This window comes from Salmonella sp. WC3 (genome assembly GCF_042932255.1).
In the GTDB taxonomy this organism is placed as follows: domain Bacteria; phylum Pseudomonadota; class Gammaproteobacteria; order Enterobacterales; family Enterobacteriaceae; genus Salmonella; species Salmonella enterica.
In genome coordinates, this window is record NZ_CP170629.1 from 3,744,296 (window position 1) to 3,764,565 (window position 20,270).

At 51.4% G+C, this 20,270-nt stretch carries 14 protein-coding genes and 2 pseudogenes; 10 read left to right on the forward strand and 6 right to left on the reverse strand.

From position 1 onward, the window contains the following. Positions 1-20: 20 nt before the first annotated feature. The gene (locus ACFK9X_RS18310) at positions 21-1,265 is read left to right on the forward strand and encodes an esterase family protein (protein ID WP_151117271.1); all 1,245 of its coding nucleotides are present in this window, start codon (positions 21-23) and stop codon (positions 1,263-1,265) included. Positions 1,266-1,296: 31 nt separating this feature from the next. Beyond that, entirely contained in the window at positions 1,297-2,232 is a 936-nt protein-coding gene (locus ACFK9X_RS18315; RefSeq protein ID WP_151117273.1) for an alpha/beta hydrolase, read from the forward strand. 41 nt (positions 2,233-2,273) lie between these two features. On the opposite strand, the gene ACFK9X_RS18320 is transcribed toward ACFK9X_RS18315, so the two are convergent. The 3 genes and pseudogenes from ACFK9X_RS18320 to pipB2 all read right to left on the reverse strand — a co-directional run bounded on the left by ACFK9X_RS18320 (position 2,274) and on the right by pipB2 (position 6,538). Beyond that, positions 2,274-4,448: a TonB-dependent siderophore receptor gene (locus ACFK9X_RS18320; RefSeq protein WP_272919746.1), complete on the reverse strand. Its 2,175-nt coding sequence runs from the start codon at positions 4,446-4,448 to the stop codon at positions 2,274-2,276. A 531-nt stretch (positions 4,449-4,979) separates the two neighbouring features. Next, positions 4,980-5,311 (reverse strand): annotated as a pseudogene (locus ACFK9X_RS18325) (hypothetical protein). Positions 5,312-5,485: 174 nt separating this feature from the next. Continuing rightward, positions 5,486-6,538, reverse strand: coding sequence for an SPI-2 type III secretion system effector PipB2 (pipB2, locus tag ACFK9X_RS18330; protein ID WP_024136580.1), 1,053 nt, complete (start codon positions 6,536-6,538; stop codon positions 5,486-5,488). Between the two features lie 518 nt (positions 6,539-7,056). Between pipB2 and ACFK9X_RS18335 the strand changes: the two genes are divergently transcribed. Together ACFK9X_RS18335 and ACFK9X_RS18340 are read left to right on the forward strand one after the other, a co-directional pair. Further along, on the forward strand, positions 7,057-7,986 hold the full coding sequence (locus ACFK9X_RS18335; RefSeq protein ID WP_001749420.1) for a VirK family antimicrobial peptide resistance protein: 930 nt from the start codon (positions 7,057-7,059) through the stop codon (positions 7,984-7,986). A gap of 293 nt (positions 7,987-8,279) precedes the next feature. Beyond that, positions 8,280-9,176: an antimicrobial resistance protein Mig-14 gene (locus ACFK9X_RS18340; RefSeq protein ID WP_000701514.1), complete on the forward strand. Its 897-nt coding sequence runs from the start codon at positions 8,280-8,282 to the stop codon at positions 9,174-9,176. Between the two features lie 721 nt (positions 9,177-9,897). Here the strand turns inward: ACFK9X_RS18340 and ACFK9X_RS18345 are convergent. The 3 genes and pseudogenes from ACFK9X_RS18345 to tctD all read right to left on the reverse strand — a co-directional run bounded on the left by ACFK9X_RS18345 (position 9,898) and on the right by tctD (position 13,115). Continuing rightward, positions 9,898-10,906 (reverse strand): annotated as a pseudogene (locus ACFK9X_RS18345) (HoxN/HupN/NixA family nickel/cobalt transporter). A 132-nt stretch (positions 10,907-11,038) separates the two neighbouring features. Continuing rightward, positions 11,039-12,454 (reverse strand): sensor histidine kinase, encoded by a 1,416-nt coding sequence (locus tag ACFK9X_RS18350; protein ID WP_151117277.1) that lies wholly within the window; start codon positions 12,452-12,454, stop codon positions 11,039-11,041. Further along, positions 12,441-13,115: a transcriptional regulator TctD gene (gene tctD / locus ACFK9X_RS18355; RefSeq protein WP_001237934.1), complete on the reverse strand. Its 675-nt coding sequence runs from the start codon at positions 13,113-13,115 to the stop codon at positions 12,441-12,443. The genes ACFK9X_RS18350 and tctD overlap by 14 nt, the downstream gene beginning before the upstream one ends. Positions 13,116-13,269: 154 nt before the next feature. On the opposite strand from tctD, the gene ACFK9X_RS18360 reads away from it, so the two are divergent. The 6 genes from ACFK9X_RS18360 (at position 13,270) to gabD (ending at position 20,263) form a co-directional block, all read left to right on the forward strand. After that, complete coding sequence (locus ACFK9X_RS18360) at positions 13,270-14,247, forward strand: tripartite tricarboxylate transporter substrate binding protein (protein ID WP_151117279.1); 978 nt, start codon at positions 13,270-13,272, stop codon at positions 14,245-14,247. Between the two features lie 11 nt (positions 14,248-14,258). Next, a complete protein-coding gene (locus ACFK9X_RS18365; RefSeq protein ID WP_001574835.1) occupies positions 14,259-14,693 on the forward strand; it encodes a tripartite tricarboxylate transporter TctB family protein in 435 nt (144 codons plus the stop codon). 10 nt (positions 14,694-14,703) lie between these two features. Next, positions 14,704-16,218 (forward strand): tripartite tricarboxylate transporter permease, encoded by a 1,515-nt coding sequence (locus ACFK9X_RS18370; RefSeq protein ID WP_151117281.1) that lies wholly within the window; start codon positions 14,704-14,706, stop codon positions 16,216-16,218. Between the two features lie 303 nt (positions 16,219-16,521). Beyond that, the gene (gene glaH, locus ACFK9X_RS18375) at positions 16,522-17,499 is read left to right on the forward strand and encodes a glutarate dioxygenase GlaH (RefSeq protein WP_161126843.1); all 978 of its coding nucleotides are present in this window, start codon (positions 16,522-16,524) and stop codon (positions 17,497-17,499) included. A gap of 25 nt (positions 17,500-17,524) precedes the next feature. Continuing rightward, entirely contained in the window at positions 17,525-18,793 is a 1,269-nt protein-coding gene (gene lhgO / locus ACFK9X_RS18380) for an L-2-hydroxyglutarate oxidase (RefSeq protein WP_151117285.1), read from the forward strand. Between the two features lie 21 nt (positions 18,794-18,814). Further along, complete coding sequence (gene gabD, locus ACFK9X_RS18385; protein WP_001176523.1) at positions 18,815-20,263, forward strand: NADP-dependent succinate-semialdehyde dehydrogenase; 1,449 nt, start codon at positions 18,815-18,817, stop codon at positions 20,261-20,263. Positions 20,264-20,270: the final 7 nt, after the last annotated feature.

Consider the following 20,270-nt stretch of genomic DNA (forward strand, 5'->3'; position numbering starts at 1 on the left):
AATGAGATGGAATACAAAGAATGAGACTGAGCCCGTCCGTCGCTCCTGTCGCTATACAGACCGCTACGCGCCTTCGCCGCCAACTCGCCGCCGGAAGCCAGGTTGACGCTTCTCACTTCTGGCGAGAAGTAAACTCGCTCGCGCTGCCGCTGGTGACAGCCATTAACGGCGCAGACGATGAACGGGAAGTCACCTTCCTGTGGCGTGCCGCCTCTCCTCTGCGGGGGGTTTATGTTCGCCTGAACCGTGTCACCGATAAAGATAACGTGGCGAAAGGTATGATGACGCAACTGCCCACAACGGATATCTGGCATCTGACGCTTCGCTTACCGGCGTCCTACTGCGGTTCCTATACGATGGTCGAAATACCACCGGAAACCCCGGACGAGACGGTGTTGCAGCTTGGAAGCCGTTTCGCCTCCCTTGCGGGGAAGGCGGATCCGCTGAACAGCGCGCCGGGAATAAATGTTCGGGGCAATGCGCAGGAATCCGTTCTGGCGCTGGATCATGCCCCGGCACAGGAGGAGTGGTCAGGCTGTCGCGCTTACGCCGGGCAGCTTTTCACCTCAGAGCATCGGCTCGCCGGACAACGTCGCCGTGTGCGGCTGTATCTTCCTGACGTTCCTGTCGTACAACCGCTGGGCTTGCTGGTACTCACGGATGGCGAGATCTGGTTCGACCATCTTGGGGTAAGCGCCGCCATTGACGCCGCCATCCGCAGCGGACGCATCGCGCCGGTGGCCGTACTCGGCATTGATAACATCAACGCGCGTGAACGCGTCGCAATACTCGGCGGTCGCCGCGAGCTGGTGCTCGACATTGCCGAACGCCTGCTGCCAACCCTTCGCGCCAAATACCCGGAACGGCGGTGGGCGGACCGTACACAAACGGTGCTGGCTGGGCAAAGCCTCGGCGGCGTGACCGCGCTGATGGCGGCCCGCCACGCGCCAGAGAGCTTCGGCCTGGTACTGAGCCACTCCCCCTCAATGTGGTGGACGCCGGACAACCGCAATCGCCCGCCCCATTTCAGCGCAGAAGAGCGCTCATGGGTCAGCGAACATGTGTTATCCGCGCCCTCGCCAGCCGTACGTACGCATCTGTGCGTGGGATCGCTGGAAGGTTCAACGGTCCCGCAGGTCAAACAGTTGCATGAAAAATTGCGCGCCGCCGGCGTCGAAAGCCATTACAGCGTGTACACCGGCGGTCACGATTATGCCTGGTGGCGCGGCGCTCTGATTGACGGATTACGTCTACTGCCCCGATAAAACTTCACCTGCCAAAAAGGAATAACATCCGATGTATGGTCGCCAGTACCACAACAAGCGCTATCGCATGGCGCTATTTTTAGTGAGTTTTTGTTTTAGCGCGCTGAGTTATGAGCAGCCGGATATGCAGCCATTAGGGCCGAATATTGCTGATAAAGGTTCGGGATATTACCATTTTAGGGTCAATGACTTTCAATCTGCCGATGGCGCGAGACATTACCGGGTATGGACCGCTATCCCCAATAAAGCCGCCCCGCCATCGGGTTATCCTGTCTTATATATGCTGGACGGCAACGCAGTGATGGACAGACTGCCGGAGACGCTGCTCAAACAGCTGGCAGACCACTCGCCGCCGGTGATTGTGGCGATTGGCTATCAGACTAACCTGCCGTTTGATCTTAACGGCAGAGCTTATGACTATACGCCGGCGCCGGGAATCGATCGCGAAGGCAGTGAAAATAACCCGCGTTTTCATCGTAAAACCGGCGGCGGGCCAGCGTTCCGCCAGCTACTGGAGAGACATATCGCGCCGCAGGTGGAACAAGGAATAACCATCAACCCCGAACGGCGCGGGGTATGGGGACATTCTTATGGCGGCCTGTTCGTTTTAGACTCCTGGCTGTCGTCATCCTTCTTTCATATCTATTACAGCGCCAGCCCGTCACTCAGCAGGGATAACTTTGTCCTGTTGAATCGCCTTACGACAGTGAAGCCGTCGCTGTTCTGCCATAAAAAACTCATCATAATGGAAGGTTCAGCGTCGAATGGGGATAGCAGGCAACGCCAGATGGCCGAGCTCCTGCAAAAAGTTCAGGAGACCGTGAGAACGCTTGAGAACAACGGCGTTAACGCGGCCCTGCAGCATTACCCGGGCCTGGGCCACGGGCCCATGTTTAACGCCTCTTTTCGTAGTGCATTGCTGGATATCAGTCGCGAACCGGCAAGCCAAGAACCACGCTGCCATTAACCCGTCGCCAGAATATGCCCGCCAGCGGCGGGCATAACCCATCAAAACGAGGCCGTCACACCGGCATAATAAGCCCGACCCGGTTCGTTATAGGTATTTGCCCCTTCGGCGGAGCGATAGATCTGTTTATCGAAGATATTGCTGATACCGACATTAAGACGCAGGTTCTTATTGATATCGTAGTTAACGTTAGCGCCGACCAGTGAGTAAGCCCCCAGCGCTTTCCCGGACAATCCTTTGGTCTCTTCACTACGCGACTCCGCATGTGTTCGCGGTTTTTGCTTGCCGTATAACGTCCAGTTGACGTTAGCGGAGAGCGCGCTGGTGATAGTCCAGTCGAGGAAGGTATTCACCGTATATTTCGGGATTATCGATAAGGGATTACCGGTATCTTTTTGCTCAGAAGTGATCATATAAGTCGCATTGGTATTCCAGTTCAGACGGTCCGGCATCAGCGGAACAGCCATGCTGGCTTCAATACCTTCAATCAGCGCCTTACCGCCGTTCTGCCACTGCAATACATAAGCGCCAGATGCGCTTCTGCCAATAATCTTATCACCTGCGACAATCTTATTCTGATAATCGTTACGGAAATACGTGACGCTTGCGTGGTAATCGTCTACGGTAAATTCCAGCCCGATCTCTTTATTGATGCTAATTTCAGGATCGAGGTTCTTATTACCGACCAGGTAACAGCCGCCTGACGTAATATCTTTTGGACAACCGTTGCCTTTCGAATAGAGTAAATACCCCTCACTGGTTTGATACAAGTTCGGTGCCTTAAAGGCCCGGGCAATACCGGCTTTCACCTTGACGTATTCACCTAACTCCTGGGAAAGGTTAAGACTGGGACTAAAATTACTCCCGGATTCGCTCAAATAGTCAAAACGCAGACCCGGAATAATATTGGTACCGGCCATGGGTTCGATATTATCTTCAACGTACAGCGCACTGATTTCCGATTTATTTTTGCTGCTACGGTTAGCCGCCGAACCGGGAATCCCGGCGATATTGCTATCCTTAACCGTCAGACTGGTAGAGGAAGGATCGTTCAGCTCATCGCGGTTCCACTCCGCGCCGACGGTGAGCGTTTGCTCAAATAGCCATATCACAGGGACATTCACCTCGCCGCTGGTGCGATACGAGATCAGGCGGTTAGTGGTGAACGTCTGGTCGTTGGTAATGCGCCCCTCGCCGCCGCCGGAGAGTCCCTCATTCATGCGGGTATTATCGTTTTTTTCATAGTAGAACCCCAGGCGGCTTTGCCCCCAGTCCCAGATGCCGTTATGAGTTAGACCGTAATTCTGCCGGTACAGGCGATTGGTCTCCCGCCCGGACTGCGCCAGACTTTTAGTAACCGCGTTCGAAGTACTGTTTTGCGTATCGCCGGCATAGATATTCCCCTGCCGACTGTATCCCGCTTCAAAATCAAGGATTTGCTGCGGGGTCATTTTCCATGAGAAGACGCTATTAATATCTTTATTGGTGACCCCCTCCCGTCCGGCGGCATTTTTGGTACCGGCGGAGGAGTTAATATCCCAGCTGTCGGCATCGGTTCTGTTGAGATTACCGTACAGGCGCATCGTCAACGTATCTCCAGCCAACGGGCCGCTAAGGCTAAAGTTACCCCGCCGGGTGTCACCTTCTTTGCTGCTTTCCGGCTGGTTGGTATAGAGCGACAGCGAACCATGCCAGTCGTTAGTCGGACGTTTGGTGATGATATTCACCACCCCGCCAGCGGCACCGGAGCCATAGCGCGCGGCGGCGGGCCCACGGATCACTTCAATACGTTCTACCATCTCCGGCGGTACCCAGTTCGTATCGCCACGGGTGTCGCGTTCTCCGCGCCAGCTATAGCGAACCGAATTTCGTGACGTCACCGGCACGCCGTCAATCAGCACTAAGGTATTTTCCGGCCCCATACCACGAATATCAATTTGTCGGTTATTTCCGCGCGTCCCCGAGGCGCTATTGCCGGTAAGATTAACCCCAGGCATCTTACGAATAATATCGGCAAGATCGTTAACGGGAGGATTCTTCTGAATATCGTCACGAGTAATAATCGAAACGCCCGGCTGTTGCTTTAATACTTGCTCGGCAGTGGATTCAACCACCATCGTTTCGCCGTTGTCGTCTGTAGATTCTGCTGCTGATAATGGACTATTAATCCCTGTAGAAACCACGGTTATTAACCAGAGGAACTTATTAACTCTCATACCCATTCCCTAAATAATGTCTAAAGTAGCGCTGTTGCCCTCAAGCTCACATCCTTGCCAGGTTACGGCTATATAGTAATTATTATCATATGATAATGATAATAATTATCATTCAATTAAGAAAAAGGCAATCTTTCGACCGCAAAAATCTGGTCATAAGAAAACAGAAACGGGATTTTGCAATATGACTCTCTGTCCGGGCTCCGCTTTGCCAATAAATCCGGGAAGGGTGGCAGAATGCGCCTACTGAGCGGAGGTTTTACAAAACAGGAATAGATAAAATAAAACTATTTTTCAAAGCGTTAATGACAAGAAACAACCAGGAAAAATGGTATAGCGCGGTTCAGAGTCCATCGGCGCTTCCCTGCCGACGGCGAACCGTTCTTACAGTTTGCCAGAGGCTTTCCGTCAGGGTAATGGCGGGATCGGATACGATTGTAGTCATTCGATATATGACAATGAAAGTGATGTAGGCGCCAAAATACAAAGCGCCTGATAATATTTATCAGGCGCTTTGCAGACAGAAAACCATCAAACATCAGTTTCTCGTTCTCCAGGAACTACTGGAAAATATGGCAACCCACAGTTATTGGGTTTTACTGTCGGGTCTTGCCAGGGATTTTGTGTTACCCCCAGGTCTTTTAAAAGACCGCGTAACAGCACTAAATCCCTGGGTGTCATTTTTTGCTTTGGTTCACCCTCTTTAGGTGGACGAATATCCTCCTGACTAGTACATGTAACACAATAACCTTTTAACTCTATCCACTTAGGCTTAGGGGGGCCTTAGGATCGGTAGGCGTCGAGCTGACAACGCACGAACAGGCACTTATACATCCAGGCATAGCGTTTTCCTTTTCAAACAATTCGCTTTAGTTGGAAGTTCTACTTGAGAAAATAGGAATGGTTATTCAGATATTTTTACCGTCGCATACTCCTGTAATAATAAAAGATACTGTAAATAATTTACTCTCAGCTACTATTCAGTAGCAGATTGTTATTCTTACATTGCTTTTATTTCAGATTTACGTCAAATAGGGCTAAATATTTTCACTATAAAATACGTTAAAGAGTGTTTGTGTACTCGTAGACATTGTGGCGTCTTCAGTACGCAAATCGGTTAGTGTACAATCTTTAAAACTGGTATTTTTTAAATTAGCTTCGGACAAATCAGCCTCGCCCAGGTTCGTAGAAATGAAACTCGCCTTTTGCAGGTTTGCCCGGGTTAAGATAGCGCCTTCCATATCAGCAGCCATTATAGTAGCACCCTGTAATGTCGCACCGCTCATATCGGCACGTATAAGGGTTGCGCCTGAAACATTAGCGTGATCCATATTTGCACCGGAGCAATTACATTCTATCATGCTACAGCCTAACAGACTCGCGTGTTGTAAATTGGCGCCAGTAAGATTAGCGTGATCGAGGGTAGCGCCACACATAATGCTATCTTCCAGACAGGCGTTCTTGAAATTACTGTCGCCTAATGATGTTCCCGATAGATTTGCACCCTTAAAATTTGCACCTTCACAATCCGCCATAAACAGCACTGCCCCCTCTAAATTTGCGCCGCTTAAGTCTGCGTCACATAAATTTTCTTCCGTCAGATTTGCTCCGGTAAGGACAGCGCCTTTAAGATTCATGCCTCCCTGGGCAGTTAATATTACAGAATCCTGAGGGAGAGAAAATTCGCATCTGAATAGTAAAGCTCGACATATTTTTTCAAAAGAGACAAGCGGAATTTCTCTTGTCTCAGAATGGTCGCCTTTACTGACTCGTACAATAACTTGTCCAGCTTCGTTATTCTCACCAGGAAGATTAAATTCGACACGACACCCATCCATATCATCCAGGATGATGTTTTCTGGCAACGGAGCACCTCTGTCAGGCATTGTACTTTTCAATGTCTCAGCCATAGTCTCTATCAATTCCTGATATTGTGTTTCATTTCTCCGACGTATCCCACCACAGGTAAAAAAGTTAATGATATATTCCAGAATGGTTTTGGGCGAGGTAGCTTGCCGCATAGCAGCAGAAGTCCCCGCGCCAAAAGCAGATTTAGCCATACCAGCCAGACTATCGAGTGAACGCTCCATATATTTTCTCCCAGAGACAGCAACACAGTGCATGATAAAATTTATCATATAGATTTGCATTTAGAGATAAGGTGAATACCCCCTTTACGTCTGGTTACATAATAACGTATCACGACGCGTTGCTGTCTGGCTTACACAATAGCAGCCAAATAAATATATTGGCTTATACTCGTCATACTTCAAGTTGCATGTGCTGCGGCCGCGTTCCCTCCCCCCAGTCACTTACTTTAGTAAGCTCCTGGGGATTCGCTCGCTTGCCGCCTTCCTGCAACTCGAATTATTTAGAGTATATAACATCATTTAAAATAATAAACACGGCATTCGTTTTAATACTACGTTCTGGACTCATCCCACTCATTAGCAGAAAACCTATTAAAAAGCGTGTTCAGGCGTTTTATTACCGCCATTAATAAACTGTTTAACAACATCGTCTGTACAGACCTTCTTCGTTGCCTTTACGTTTAACTCAATCAGGCTACCGTCTCGGTTATAAGTCTATCGAGTAGTAGAGCCGTAGTATGACGATGCAGCAAAGTGATATGGAAAGATATAATCCATTATTAATGTTAAAAGAAGTCATGGCGCAGACGCCTTATCGCCATAAACGCTGGGGAGAGCGTAAGTTTCGCTATAAATTTTTATTACGTTGCCTTATTAACCCCGTAACGACAATTAAATACTTCAATGAATTATGCCATCTGTCTCAGCCCAGAACGCTGATTATTCATCGTCCACTGTTGCCGGCAAAAATCCAGCGGCCCTATTTGTATACCGGGCTTAGCATACGTTGCCGGGCAAAAGCTATTCTGGAACACTACCAGTTCGTTCAGTCCTTTCCGGAAAGTAAAATTAAAAAGATCCTCCTGTCCGAGGAACAAATCTTACTCGCTCACCTGGAAGGAAAAAACGACGCTCTGGTAGATATCTACTGCGGTCCCTGTGGCTATGACAGAGAAGGTGAGCTGACATTAACGCTGTGTTTCAATGATACGCCGTTGGCACGTTTATCATTTTCCTTTATCCGCCATGAAGGGAAGCAAATAGCGCTGGTTGCCGGGTTACAAGGGCCCAGTAAACATGTCGGCCCACAAGTCATACGTAACGCCACCAAAGATTGTTACGGTCTCTTTCCTAAACGGATGCTGTATGAAGCTTTTGCAACATTGATGCAGGCCTGTAATATCGACGAGATTTATGCGGTAAGTGAAAACAACCATGTTTATCGTCAACTCAGGTACTTATTCCAGAAGAAAAAAACTTTTGTGGCCAGCTATAGTGAATTCTGGGAGTCGCTAAACGGCGTTAAGAAAGGAGCCTTATATCATCTGCCATCACAGGTGATGCGTAAAGCGCCTGAAAGTATTCCCAGCAAAAAACGCGCAGAGTATCGGAAACGCTATCATATTCTGGATACAATAATACAAGAGGTCAACAGCCTCTCCCGGTAGAGCTATTTCATACGCGGATGTGCAGATCCTGCTACCGTTCAGCGGATCTCTTTGAAATCTGTATCGCTACTGGATGGTTAAATACAGAATGTCTTGCGAGTGAAAAGCGCGGCATTAAACCGTCGCTTTCACTCATGTTATGATCAACATCTTAATCTTATTCCCTTCACCATAACGTCATCGATTAGCATGTTAACCATTAAATACAAGCTAAACATTTGTCACATTTTTATTTGGTTAAGCAAAAAAATAATACAAAATAGCATTTTCAGTAAGCTAAGTCAGGAGTTTTGGTGAAAATACAAGAAGTTAAGCGTATATTAACCCGCTGGCAGCCGTCTTCCTTTACCCTATACCGGGAGGTGTTTACGCAATACGGCGGTAGTATCAATATGCACCCAGATATTGTTGATTATTTTATGAAGCGCCATAACTGGCATTTTAAATTCTTCCACTATAAAGAAGATGATAAGATTAAAGGCGCCTACTTTATCTGTAATGATCAGAATATTGGCATCCTGACGCGCAGAACCTTCCCGCTATCGTCAGATGAGATACTTATTCCAATGGCACCAGATTTACGCTGCTTCTTACCCGATCGTACTAACCGACTTTCGGCGTTACACCAGCCACAAATACGCAATGCCATATGGAAACTCACCAGAAAAAAACAAAATTGTCTGGTCAAAGAAGCGTTCTCTTCTAAGTTTGAAAAAACACGCCGTAATGAATATCAGCGATTTCTTAAAAAAGGCGGAAGTGTAAAAAGCGTTGCTGATTGTTCTTCTGATGAACTGACTCATATTTTTATCGAGTTATTTCGGTCTCGTTTCGGCAATACTTCATCCTGCTATCCCGCTGATAACCTTGCCAACTTTTTTAGTCAACTGCATCACCTTCTGTTTGGGCATATTCTTTATATTGAAGGGATACCCTGTGCATTTGATATCGTATTGAAATCTGAAAGCCAGATGAACGTCTACTTTGACGTATCTAATGGTGCAATTAAAAATGAGTGCAGGCCACTCAGTCCCGGCAGCATACTAATGTGGCTAAATATTAGCCGTGCCAGACATTACTGCCAGGAAAGACAAAAAAAATTGCTTTTTTCCATCGGCATACTAAAGCCTGAATGGGAATATAAGCGCATGTGGTCGACCCCCTATTTTACCGGAAAATCGATTTGCTAAAAAGAAAGCCTGGACGTAAATATGTTTTTTACGTCCAGATTTTTCATAAATCCTGATGAACTGATAAAAAACGAAAATTTAATCAGAATTTAAAAAATAAGTTAACCACCATATAATCATAATGACAATTACTCGAAATTCACTTACACTATACTCGGTTTTATGGAATTGATTAACACGGTATGTTACAGATAACGTGCTAAAAAGCGTGCAGCGGTTATACATTTTCATATGTGTGTGTCATTAACCTGGCGTCAGGAACAGATGATGATGACAACTACCCTTTTATCTTTTCTGGCCTGGCATACCGTCAGTAGATTAAAGGAGTAGCCTTGCTTTATGGCATTACAAAAATGCGGGTGGGGTCTATGCTCAATGTATACGTTATTTGTAACAACGCTCTTGTGCATAAACAATACGTTATTGCCAACAGCACTGAACGGGTACAGTGGTTCTTGCTGACAACAGGCTTAAAGATCGCCTTAACACGGGATACCTGATAACTGGATTATATTATGACACATGCAGACTGGCTGATTCTTGGGTATACAACTGTTATTATTATTTTTGGTATTGTATGTTATATCGGATTGCTTAAATTGATAACGAAAGGCAAGCATGAAAAATAACGCACTTACCGGGAAGAATATACTCTCAGGAGATAAAATGCTTCGGCAATGATATGACACCACTGCCGAAATGCTATTTTTACAGAAATCAATCAGGTATTGAGGGTGATTTTATCATAGCCGCGCCAGCGATAATTCAACAACGAGAGCAGCCAGAATAGCACAAAAGCACCCACTACCCAGAAGCCCACATTCCCCATATGATCGTTAAGCGTGCTGACGGTCTGCCAAAATGTTCCGCTTAACTGTAACGCATCATCAATCAACCCCAGCGCCTCAAGCCCGCCAATCGCCAGCGCGACAATGACGGATGCGGCGGTAATGGTCATATTATAATAAAGCTTACGTAATGGATGCGAGAAAGCCCAACCGTAAGCGCCGACCATGACAAAGTTATCCAGGGAATCCACCCATCCCGGCGGTAAACAGCACAGGAAAAATCATCATCGACCAGAGAGATAGCCCCTGGTTGGCTGCTGAAGCGGAAATGCCCAGCAACCCAACCTCGGTTGCGGTATCAAATCCCAGACCAAACAGAAAACCGACAAAATACATATGCCAACTGGAAGTGACCAAACGAAACGTACGCTGAAATATACGCGTCATCAGCCCGCCAGGTATCGCCTCGTCATGCGCCCTCACTGACTCGCCGCGGGTAACCGAGCGAAATTGCCGCCAGACGTTGAACAAAATAAACAGGTTAAGCAGGGCCATCGCCAGCAGAAAAAAAGCGGAAACAGCCGTACCAATCAACGAACCATATTGATGCAAAACATCAATACGATCGCGAAATGCCATCGACGTCACAACAATCGCCAGACATGCCAGAACGACAATGGTCGAATGACCCAATGAAAAAAACGCCCCCACGCCTAAAGGCGTTTTACCCTGCTGCATCAGTTTACGGGTGACAGTATCGATGGCTGCGATATGATCGGCATCAACCGCATGACGCAGCCCAAAGCTATACGCCAGTATGGCTGCACTTAGCATGACGGCATGGTGATGAAAAACACAGAACGCCCAAATCCAGGCCAGGATGTTAACCCCGACAAGAAAGACGGTTAATGCTATTCCCCGTCGTTTAGTATGATTATTCATGCCCCTGCACCCACTATAGTTTTAATTAACGCTACGGTTTGTAGGGGGAATGTATGATCATTTGATTAAAACGTCACACCTCAAGATGCGACTTTTTGTAAACGTGCTTTACCGCTGACACATTTGTGCGCATTACTGCGGGACAAGGCTTAAAAAGCGTATCCGAACGTATAACCCTCCCAACGCTTCGCTACGGGAAAAATGGGGATGAGTACGGTGCAGGCGTGCGATATCATTGACCAAAGCCAGACCAATGCCCGCCCCGGCCACATTTCCTACGTTATCGAGCCGGTGGAACGGCTGTAGCGCCAGATGGATGTGTTCATCATCAATACCGGGGCCGCTATCTTCGACAACCAGCGTCACGGCATCGCCATCCCGTTCAAGCCGCGCGGTGACGATGCCTTGCTCAGGCGTGTATTTCAGCGCATTATCCAGCAAGTTTCCGCATAGCTCGCTAAGCAGTACCTCATCCCCCTCGATCCACATCGCTTCCTGTTCGCCTTCGTAGCCCAGGTCGATATGTTTACTCCGCGCCTGCGCCAGTCGGGTAAAACAGCCGCTCTGTACGATATCGTACAGATTCACCGGGGAAAAACGCCGCTCGCCCTGCTCTTTATGCTTTACCGCAGAAAGTTGCAACAATCTTTCCGTGAGCTGAATGGTGCTATCCAGCGTTACGCTCATCGCCTGCAGACTTTCGTACCAGTGATGAGGATGCTGGCTGGCTAACGCCACCGCCGCCTGCGTTTTTAACACCGCCAGCGGCGTTTTTAACTGGTGAGAAGCATCGGCGCTAAAGCATTCCTGCCGGGAGAGGATGCCGCGGAGCCTGTCAATGTAGCGATTAAACGCCACGATTAACAAGCGTGTTTCCGACCACGGCAGCAGTTCCGGCAGCGGCGTTAACAGACCCGGTTCGCGGCGTACCATTAATGATGAAAGTTGACGCATAGGACGCAGGATCCGGCGTAATAACCAGCCAACCAGCACCAGGGTCAGCAACACCAGCAGACCCTGTGAGATCCAGGAAGAGAACAGCAGTTGGCCCGCCAGATAACGACGGGACTGCAGCGTCTCTGCGACATAAATCTCCGCCATGCCGATAATGCCGCCTTCGTTGACCGGCTGTAGCAAACGCGCCACGCGGATCGCCTCGCCGCGATACTCGGTATGATAGAACCACGCCAGCGCCGGATAAAGCCGGGTACGGGACGTAGCGGGCGGCATGGCAGGCAGATCGTCATAACCGGAAATGACCTTTCCGGAAGGGTCGACGACTTTGTAATAGAGTCGATCATTCATATTAAGCTCGAAGCTATCCAGCACCACCCAGGGCACGTTAACTTCCAGATGGTTATTGCGCACCACCAGCCGTTCCGATACCGTTCGCGCCGAGGAGAGCAACGTACGATCATAAGCCTGAGTGGCGGCCTGTAGCGCATTGACATAACTGTTAAACGCCGACAGCCCCCATAGCAGAATCAGCGGCAACCCCAGGAACAGTAAGAGTTGCAGGTACAACGATTGCGGCTTAACCCACTTCATCGCCGCGCTCCAGCACATAACCCAGGCCGCGCAGCGTCGTAATTCGTACATCGCTTCCCTGAAGTTTTTTACGCAGTCGATGAATATAAAGTTCGATGCTTTCAGGGCTTACCTCATCGTTCAGGCTGAACACCTGTTCAAAAAGCTGCTGACGCGAAACTGGTCGCGTTCGTCGGTACATCAATACGGTTAAGAGCGCCTGCTCACGCGGCGTCAGCGCTAACGGCTGTCCCTGTAACAGAAAATACCCTTCATCATGAAAGATCAATTCCCCCAGTTGCTGAACTTCATGAACCTGCCCAGCGCTGCGTCGGAGCAAGGCCCGTAAACGGGCATCCAGTTCTTCCAGTTCAAAGGGTTTCGGCAGATAGTCATCCGCGCCGACGTTGAGACCTTTTACGCGATCCGCCACCGCGCTTCGCGCCGTGAGCAGCAAAACGGGCAAGGTCTGACCGCGTTTACGCAGCCGTTGCACCACCTCCAGTCCATCCATTCCCGGCATATTGATATCCAGCACCGCCAGCGCGTACATTTCACTGTGCAGAAGATGGTCAGCCGCCAGGCCGTCAAATACGCAGTCCACGGCAAAGCCGTTTTGCACCAGCGCTTTCTCCAGCCAATGAGCCAGCTCACGGTTATCTTCCGCCAATAAGAGACGCATATCACATCCTGTAAAGTTTCTGCCGCATTGAAAGGGAATTGAAAGGTTATTGTTTTAACAATCACGCAACCAAACTGCTACATGTCGGCTCACATAATCACAAAAATCTTCTTCCGAACCTGAAAAATCCGGACGTCCGGCGTGAGGATAAAAAATGAAAAAACAATTACTTCGTACCCTTACTGCAAGCATTTTATTAATGAGTATCTCTGTTCTGGCGCAGGAGGCGCCGTCGCGAACGGAATGTATCGCGCCAGCCAAACCTGGCGGCGGTTTCGACCTCACCTGTAAGCTGATTCAGGTGAGTTTGCTGGAGACTGGCGCTATCGAGAAACCCATGCGGGTAACGTATATGCCCGGCGGCGTCGGCGCTGTGGCCTATAACGCGATAGTCGCCCAACGCCCTGGCGAACCCGGGACTGTGGTCGCCTTTTCCGGCGGTTCGCTGCTCAACCTGTCGCAGGGGAAATTTGGTCGCTACGGCGTGGATGATGTGCGCTGGCTGGCAAGCGTGGGCACTGATTACGGCATGATCGCCGTGCGTGCGGATTCCCCGTGGAAGACGCTGAAAGATCTGATGACGGCGATGGAAAAAGATCCCAACAGCGTGGTCATTGGCGCTGGCGCCTCTATTGGCAGCCAGGACTGGATGAAGTCGGCGTTGCTGGCGCAAAAGGCGAACGTCGACCCGCACAAGATGCGCTACGTTGCCTTTGAGGGCGGCGGCGAGCCGGTGACGGCATTAATGGGCAACCATGTTCAGGTTGTCTCCGGCGATCTCAGTGAAATGGTGCCTTATCTGGGCGGCGACAAAATCCGCGTCCTTGCCGTCTTTTCAGAAAATCGTCTGCCGGGCCAGCTTGCCAATGTCCCTACCGCTAAAGAACAGGGCTACGACCTGGTGTGGCCGATTATTCGCGGCTTCTATGTCGGACCCAAAGTCAGCGATGCCGATTACCAGTGGTGGGTGGATACCTTCAAGAAGCTCCAGCAAACCGACGAGTTTAAAAAGCAGCGCGATCTGCGCGGCCTGTTTGAGTTCGACATGACCGGCCAGCAGCTCGATGACTACGTGAAAAAACAGGTTACTGATTACCGTGAACAGGCGAAAGCCTTCGGACTCGCGAAATAATCGCGGAGGCAATGATGAGCGATCGTATCTTTGCGGGTATCTGGCTGTTGCTCTGTATCGCCGGGCTATTCATCGCCTGGCAGATCCAAAGCGAATACAGCTATGAACCCGTCGGCCCCCGCCCTTTTCCGCTGGGGATTATCGGCCTGATGGCGCTCTGCGCGCTAGCGCTGTTATTACGCCATCCCGACACGGTTAGCTGGCCGCGCCGCCATGTTCTGCAAAAGCTAATTACCATGATCATCATCCTGTTGATGTATGCCTGGGGATTCGAATGGCTGGGTTTTCCCATCGCCACCGCGCTTCTCACCATGGTTATCGGGATGCTGTTCGGCGCCACGATTCCGGCGGCGGGTATCTCCGGCGCGGTATTGGGCATTCTGCTGTGGTATGCCTTTGACCGGCTGCTTGATGTCACCTTACCTCTCGGCGCCTGGCTGAGTTAACGGAGCAACGATGGATACCTGGATATATCTTTCTCAGGGCTTTGCGGTGGCGATGACGCCGGAAAACCTGGTTATCGCGTTGATTGGCTGCTTCGTGGGCACGATTGTCGGTCTGCTGCCGGGCCTGGGACCGATCAACGGCGTGGCAATCTTACTGCCGCTGGCCTTTGCGTTGCATCTGCCTGCGGAGTCGGCGCTAATTCTGCTGGCGACGGTGTACATTGGCTGTGAGTATGGCGGCAGGATCTCCTCCATATTGCTCAACGTCCCCGGCGATGCGGCGGCGATCATGACGGCGCTGGACGGTTACCCGATGGCGCAGCAAGGGAAAGGCGGCGTAGCGCTGTCGATTTCCGCAGTCAGCTCATTTTTCGGTTCATTAATCGCTATCGGCGGCATCATTCTGTTCGCCCCTTTACTGGCGCAATGGTCGCTGGCCTTTGGGCCGGCGGAATATTTCGCCTTAATGGTTTTTGCCATCGCCTGTCTTGGCAGCATGATGGCGCAAAACCCGCTTAAATCATTTCTGGCAGCGCTGATCGGTCTTGGCCTTGCGACCGTCGGCGTGGACGCCAACACCGGGGTTTATCGCTTTACCTTTGACAGCGTTCATCTTTCCGACGGCGTACAGTTTATCGTCGTGGTGATCGGCCTGTTCTCGGTATCAGAAATACTTTTAATGCTGGAACATACCAGTAGCGGGCAAACAATGGTCCGCAAAACGGGTCGAATGTTGTTCAACCTGAAAGAAGGCGCGCAGTGTATCGGCACTACCCTGCGTTCTTCGGTAATCGGCTTTTTTGTCGGCGTATTGCCCGGCGCCGGGGCGACCATCGCCAGCGCCATTACCTATATGACCGAGAAAAAACTCAGCGGCAACAGCGATAGCTTCGGCAAAGGGGATATTCGCGGCGTCGCGGCGCCGGAGGCGGCAAACAACGCCTCTGCCTGCGGCTCCTTCATCCCGATGCTGACGCTGGGCGTTCCCGGTTCCGGCACTACGGCAGTGATGATGGGGGCGCTGACGCTGTACAACATCACGCCAAGCCCGGCGATGTTCACCGAACAGCCGGATATCGTCTGGGGACTCATCGCTGCGCTGCTGATTGCGAACGTGATGCTGCTGATCATGAATATCCCGTTGATCGGTCTGTTCACCCGTATGCTCACCATTCCGCTGTGGTTCCTGGTACCCGCCATCGCTGCCGTATCGGCGGTAGGGGTGTATGCGGTACACAGCACCACCTTCGATCTGGTGCTGATGGTCGCACTTGGCGTGTTAGGGTACATTTTACGTAAAATGCACTTCCCCATGTCGCCGCTGATCCTGGGATTCGTACTGGGGGAAATGCTGGAGCAGAACCTGCGTCGCGCACTCTCCATCAGTAACGGCAATATGGCGATTTTGTGGCAAAGCGGCGTTGCCAAAGCCCTGCTGCTCATGGCTATCATGGTCATTGTCGTACCGCCAGTGTTACGTCTGATCCGTAAACACAGCCGTAAACCGCAGGTTGACGCCGGTTAATTGACTGCTGAAATATGTTGTACTTGTCCGGCCTACGCGCTCATGTGCCAGGCCGGGCAACCCCGCCAGCATCACTCTCCCCATAACTCGCTCATTTTACACCCCTTCTTGCCGTTGTCAGGCTCGTGGCGCCGTTAACCTCACCTTTCGTATTATTAAATATTTGTTGTTTTTGATCACAATAATTAAACAAAAACGGTTATTTCATACGCGTTCCTGGAAAATGTCGATATTTTTAATTTATGGCTACGAAATGAGCATCGCCATGTCTCCCTGACCATCTTACCGAGAGGAATGATTCTGATGAATGCACTGACTGCCGTAAAAGCGAACACAGATGATTTAGCCCAACGCCATACTGGTTTCACCCTTGCCCCTTCGGCGCAGTCGCCGCGCCTGCTGGCGTTAACGTTTACGGCGGATACCACAAGACAATTTCTCCATCAGGTTGCGCAGTGGCCGGTGCAGGCGCTGGAATACAAATCTTTGTTACGTTTCAAAATCGGCAAGATCCTCGACGATCTGTGCGGCAATCAGCTACAACCGCTGTTGATCAAAACGCTCCTCAACCGTGCACAAGGCGCGCTGTTGATCAGCGCCGAAGGGATCGATGATGTCGCACAGGCAGAAGAGATGGTCAAACTAGCGACGGCGGTGGCGCATCTTATTGGTCGCTCCAACTACGATGCGATGAGCGGCCAGTATTACGCGCGTTTCGTGGTCAAAAACGTCGACAACTCCGACAGTTATCTGCGCCAGCCCCACCGCGTAATGGAACTGCACAATGACGGTACCTATGTTGAGGAGGTGACCGACTACGTATTGATGATGAAAATCGACGAACAAAATATGGAAGGCGGTAACTCGCTGCTGCTGCACCTTGATGACTGGGAACATCTGGAGTCCTTTTTTACCCATCCGCTGGCGCGTCGCGTCATGCGCTGGGCGGCGCCGCCAAGCAAGAATGTTAGCCATGACGTCTGGCACCCGGTGTTTGATGTCGACCAACAAGGCCGCCCGGTCATGCGTTATATCGACCAGTTCGTCCAGCCAAAAGACTTTGAAGAAGGCATCTGGCTCAGCGAGCTTTCAGACGCGCTGGAAACCAGTCAAAACATCCTCTCCGTGCCGGTACCGGTCGGCAAATTCCTGCTGATTAACAATCTATTCTGGCTACATGGACGCGATCGTTTTACGCCGCATCCTGACTTGCGTCGCGAGCTGATGCGCCAGCGCGGTTACTTCGCCTACGCCGCCAGCCATTATCAAACTCACCAATAAGCGCCACGGCGAAGGAATTACGCGGATGTATGATTTTGTGATTATCGGCGGCGGCATTATCGGCATGTCGACCGCCATGCAACTTATTGATGTCTACCCGGATGCGCGCATCGCATTGCTGGAAAAAGAGTCCGCACCAGCCTGCCATCAGACCGGGCATAACAGCGGCGTGATCCATGCCAGGGTGTACTACACGCCCGGCAGCCTCAAAGCGCGGTTTTGTCTGGCAGGCAATCAGGCGACCAAAACCTTTTGCGATCAAAACAACATCCGCTACGACACCTGCGGCAAAATGTTGGTCGCCACCTCGGAGCTGGAAATGGCGCGGATGCGCGCGCTATGGGAGCGGACGGCGGCCAACGGCTTAGAGCGCGAGTGGTTAAGCGCGGCGGAGCTGCGTGAACGCGAACCCAATATCATTGGCCTGGGCGGGATTTTTGTCCCTTCCAGCGGGATTGTCAGCTATCGCGATGTCGCGACGGCCATGGCGAACCGCTTTCAGGCCAAAGGCGGCGAGATCATCTACCATGCCGAGGTCAGCGCGCTAACAGAACATGCCGCTGGCATTGTTATTCGCACCTCGCAAGGTCGGGAAATAGAAACCGCTACGCTTATCGGCTGTGCAGGACTGATGGCGGATCGGCTGGTCAAAATGCTGGGCGTGGAGCCCGGTTTTATTATCTGCCCTTTCCGCGGCGAGTACTTTCGTCTGGCCCCGCGACACAACCGGATCGTTAACTATTTGATCTACCCGATCCCCGATCCGGCAATGCCGTTTCTCGGCGTCCATCTTACCCGCATGATCGACGGCAGCGTTACGGTCGGGCCGAATGCGGTGCTGGCGCTTAAACGCGAAGGCTACCGTAAGCGCGACGTTTCCTTCACCGACACCCTGGAGATTTTCCGCTCCGCCGGCATTCGCCGCGTACTGCAAAACCATCTGCTTTCCGGGCTGGGCGAGATGAAAAACTCGCTGTGCAAAAGCGGCTATTTGCGGCGAGTACAAAAGTATTGCCCCAGCCTGACCGTCAACGATCTCCAGCCCTGGCCGGCAGGCGTGCGGGCGCAGGCGGTTTCACCGGACGGCAAACTGATTGATGATTTTCTGTTCGTCACGACGCCGCGTTCCATTCACACCTGTAACGCCCCCTCCCCGGCGGCGACATCCGCGATACCTATCGGCGCGCATATCGTCAGTAAAGTTCAGGCGCTACGCGCAAGCCAGAGCAACCCCGGACGTGCGCTGCGTGCGGCACGCAGCGTGGACGCATTACACGCCGCATTTACCCGTTAACCCTTCAGACAGGAAGCAATTATGCAACTTAACGACTCTACCCTGTTCCGTCAGCAGGCCTTTATCGATGGTGACTGGCGCGACGCGCGCGGCGGCGATGTCATCCCCGTTAGCAACCCCGCCAACGGGAAACCGCTCGGCAATGTGCCAAAAATGGGGGCGGAAGAGACGCGCGACGCCATCGACGCCGCCAATCGCGCCCTGCCCGCCTGGCGCGCGCTCACCGCCAAAGAGCGAGCCAATATCCTGCGTCGCTGGTTCAATCTGATGATGGAACATCAGGACGATTTGGCGCGTCTGATGACGCTGGAACAGGGTAAACCGCTGGCGGAAGCGAAAGGCGAAATTAGCTACGCCGCCTCGTTTATTGAATGGTTCGCCGAAGAGGGGAAGCGTATCTATGGCGACACGATTCCAGGTCATCAGGCCGATAAACGGCTGCTGGTGATTAAACAGCCCATCGGCGTCACCGCCGCGATTACCCCGTGGAACTTTCCCTCAGCAATGATCACCCGTAAAGCCGGCCCCGCGCTGGCCGCAGGCTGCACGATGGTACTCAAACCCGCCAGCCAGACGCCGTTTTCCGCGCTGGCGCTGGCGGAACTGGCCCGGCGCGCCGGAATTCCCGCAGGTGTATTTAACGTCGTTACCGGTTCGGCAGGCGATATCGGCGGCGAGCTGACCAGCAACCCGCTGGTACGCAAACTGTCGTTTACCGGCTCGACGGAGATTGGCCGCCAGCTAATGGAACAATGCGCCAAAGACATTAAAAAAGTATCACTGGAGTTGGGCGGTAATGCGCCGTTTATCGTCTTTGACGATGCCGATCTGGATAAAGCCGTCGAGGGCGCGCTGGCTTCGAAGTTTCGCAACGCCGGGCAGACCTGTGTCTGCGCCAATAGATTGTATGTACAGGACGGCGTTTACGATCGTTTTGCGGAAAAACTCAACCAGGCGGTAAATAAGCTCGCGGTCGGCGACGGTCTGCAAGCCGACGTTGCTATCGGGCCGCTGATTGATGAAAAAGCCGTGGCGAAAGTCCAGGAGCATATCGCCGATGCGCTGGAAAAAGGCGCCCGCGTCATTACGGGCGGTGAAGCGCACAAATTGGGCGGCAACTTCTTTCAACCGACCATTCTGGCGGATGTTCCTGATAACGCGAAAGTCGCCAAAGAAGAGACATTCGGGCCGCTCGCGCCTCTGTTCCGCTTCAGCGACGAGGCGGATGTCATCAGGCAGGCTAACGATACCGAGTTCGGCCTGGCAGCCTATTTTTATGCACGCGATTTAAGCCGCGTTTTCCGCGTCGGCGAAGCGCTGGAATACGGCATCGTCGGTATTAATACCGGCATTATCTCCAACGAAGTCGCGCCTTTCGGCGGCATTAAGGCCTCCGGATTAGGCCGAGAAGGTTCCAAATACGGCATCGAAGATTATTTAGAAATCAAATATATGTGCATCGGCCTTTAACAGGAGA

Coding starts and splice junctions, on each gene's coding strand:
- lhgO (WP_151117285.1), top strand. CDS start 17,525: ATGTATGATTTTGTGATTATCGGCGGCGGCATTATCGGCATGTCGACC.
- ACFK9X_RS18370 (WP_151117281.1), top strand. CDS start 14,704: ATGGATACCTGGATATATCTTTCTCAGGGCTTTGCGGTGGCGATGACG.
- ACFK9X_RS18335 (WP_001749420.1), top strand. CDS start 7,057: ATGACGATGCAGCAAAGTGATATGGAAAGATATAATCCATTATTAATG.
- pipB2 (WP_024136580.1), bottom strand. CDS start 6,538: ATGGAGCGTTCACTCGATAGTCTGGCTGGTATGGCTAAATCTGCTTTT.
- ACFK9X_RS18310 (WP_151117271.1), top strand. CDS start 21: ATGAGACTGAGCCCGTCCGTCGCTCCTGTCGCTATACAGACCGCTACG.
- ACFK9X_RS18315 (WP_151117273.1), top strand. CDS start 1,297: ATGTATGGTCGCCAGTACCACAACAAGCGCTATCGCATGGCGCTATTT.
- ACFK9X_RS18320 (WP_272919746.1), bottom strand. CDS start 4,448: ATGAGAGTTAATAAGTTCCTCTGGTTAATAACCGTGGTTTCTACAGGG.
- ACFK9X_RS18365 (WP_001574835.1), top strand. CDS start 14,259: ATGATGAGCGATCGTATCTTTGCGGGTATCTGGCTGTTGCTCTGTATC.
- gabD (WP_001176523.1), top strand. CDS start 18,815: ATGCAACTTAACGACTCTACCCTGTTCCGTCAGCAGGCCTTTATCGAT.
- ACFK9X_RS18350 (WP_151117277.1), bottom strand. CDS start 12,454: ATGAAGTGGGTTAAGCCGCAATCGTTGTACCTGCAACTCTTACTGTTC.
- glaH (WP_161126843.1), top strand. CDS start 16,522: ATGAATGCACTGACTGCCGTAAAAGCGAACACAGATGATTTAGCCCAA.
- tctD (WP_001237934.1), bottom strand. CDS start 13,115: ATGCGTCTCTTATTGGCGGAAGATAACCGTGAGCTGGCTCATTGGCTG.
- ACFK9X_RS18360 (WP_151117279.1), top strand. CDS start 13,270: ATGAAAAAACAATTACTTCGTACCCTTACTGCAAGCATTTTATTAATG.